The sequence below is a fragment of the Mesorhizobium sp. P3_A9 genome (genome assembly GCF_056402975.1).
In genome coordinates, this window is sequence record NZ_JBFUGJ010000581.1 from 1 (window position 1) to 2,292 (window position 2,292).

The 2,292-nt window shown below is 61.4% G+C and carries 1 protein-coding gene and 1 pseudogene; both read right to left on the reverse strand.

Annotated elements, in window-relative coordinates; genetic code table 11:
- Positions 1-239: pseudogene (locus AC1DX0_RS34815) on the reverse strand (type I secretion system permease/ATPase); the annotation flags it as partial.
- 61 nt (positions 240-300) lie between these two features.
- On the reverse strand, positions 301-2,292 hold a 1,992-nt coding region (locus tag AC1DX0_RS34820), incomplete at its 5' end, for a beta strand repeat-containing protein (RefSeq protein WP_477358932.1).

Sequence of the window (2,292 nt, forward strand, 5' to 3'; positions counted from 1 at the left end):
ATCCAGGCGCGTACCAGGTCGAGGCCTGCCAGCGAAAGAAAGGCCGCCAGCAACACCAGGGTCAGCATTACCAGTGTGGTTTCGCTGCCGCTTGTGACAACCCGGTCGTAGATCTGCAGCATGTAGAGCGGGGAGGCCAAATAGAGCAGATTGATCGCCAGGCTGAATGCCGCCGCAACCAGAAAATAGCGGCGGCATGCCCGAAGCGCATCCTTCACAATTCGAGACTTGCTATCCACTTCCAGAACCCCACTCGATACTTTGTCAGGTAAGCCGCCGCTGACGGCGGCCCTTTTTGGTTCACACCACGAAGTCGTTTGAAATCGCCCCATCGCCGATGCCGGTGAGCGTGAATTCCGCCGGATTGTACGAAACGACGGTATGGCCCTGGCCATCATCGGCAAGTTTGAACGCGTTCGCATCATAGCTGCCGACCAGATGCAACGCGGCGCCATGGGTGCCATCCGAAACGGTCAGCGTTCCGCCGCTGCCATCCTGGTTTGCCTGATAGACGGCCGTCGTTCCCGCACCGAACAGGATGTCCCTAAGGTCCAGCCTGTCATCATTGGTGATGCCGCCGATCCGGCCGCTGTAATCGAAGGAATCGTCGAGTTGCAGCGTGCCGGCAGCGTCGTGGCCGAAGGTGACGTCGGTCGACGAAGCGGCGCCGAACTCGAGCTTCGACAGATTGCCGATGGTGGCATCGCCGTCGCCGGTAACCTGGCCATGGATGACGATGTCGCCGCCATTGGCCCAGAGCATGCCTGAATTCGCCAGGCCGCCGGCGACCGTCAAGCCGCCCGAACCCGTTGCTTCCAGCGTTCCGGAGTTGATGACGACGCTGCCACCGGTATCGATGACCAGCGCGTTCGAGCCGGAGGCGATGATGGTTCCCCTGTTGTCGAGGCTCAGCATCCCGCCGCCCAGCTGGCCGGCGCCGGAGATCGTGTTGTCGACATTGACCAGAGTGACGTCCGGCCCGGTGCCGGAGATGACGTTGGTGGCGCTGTCGGACAGCAGGATCTGTCCGCCACCCTGCAGGGTCATGCCATGCTGGATGACCTGCAGCAACGTATCGCCGCCGGTCGAGTCGAGCGAKATGAGACCGCTGTTGTTGATAATGCCGCTGAGCGGCAGCAAAGCGCCGTCGCCGATCGTCATGGTGCCGGAATTGTTAACTACCGGTGTCTGGTCGAAGACGAAATTGCTGCCGGTCAGCGCGTCCGAGTGCACGCCGTCCAGCGTGATCGACTGTCCGTCGCCGAGCGTTATCACCGCATTGCCATGGGCATCGTCGGCGATATGCGTCTGGAGGTCGGCAAAGTCTGCCAATCCGTTGTAGCCGATGAGATCGATCTGGTCGGCGGCCGCATCGAAATTGTGCACCGTGTCGGCGCCGATCGGTTGCGAGAAGACAAAGAGATCGTTGCCGTGGGAGCCGGTCAGCACGTCGTCGCCGGACCAGGCAAAGATCGGCGAACCCGGAGCGTAGGCCTCGACATTGTCGGCGACCGACGCTGTGCCCACCGTGCCGTCGGCGTTGATCCAGGTCATCTGGACGTCGAGCACGGCTGCCCCGGTGAAACTGGCCGGTGTGGTGACGGTCAGCCCGTGCAGGTCGCTGGTCTGTGTCGTCCAGCTTCCGTCGGCATTGTGGGTCGCACCGTCGATCGTCCAGCCCGAAGGCACGTCCTTCACCGTGAGGGTGATGAGTGCACCTTCATGCGATGGATCGGTCAGGGCGAGATTGATGGGCTCGCCGGACGTGCCTGCGGGTTTGAGGCCTGACTGGGTTTTCGCTGCGTTTGTATGCCCTGTGGTGTCCGTGAATGCTCCGCTATCGATATTAAGCGTGTAGGACGAGCCGTTGTTGCTTCCAGCGCCCTTGTCGACTTGGAACGTATACTGAGTGTGGGCTGCATTGAAGCTTCCCGACCCCGCGATCACGCTGACATTCGGCAGGCCGGTGACATGCATCACGTCCGAGAGATTCACAAAATTCGCGTTGACCGCCGAAGCAAACGTTATCTTCACGGTGCTTGGCGCTGCGTTGTTTCCTTGGGCGCCGTCCACGACGGAGGAAATCAACGTAGCACTGACGTCGTCTGTGCCATTCACGGTGACGGTGACGGTCTGGGTGTCCGAGGCTGCATTGTTGTCGGTGCTCTGGACCGTGTAGGTGAGCGTCAGCGACTGGCCGACAGCAAGATAGTCGAATGCCTGCGTGCCGGAATTGAAGGTCCAGCCGAGGTTGTGGGTGTCCGCCGGATTGGCGGCCAAGCCCGATGTCGG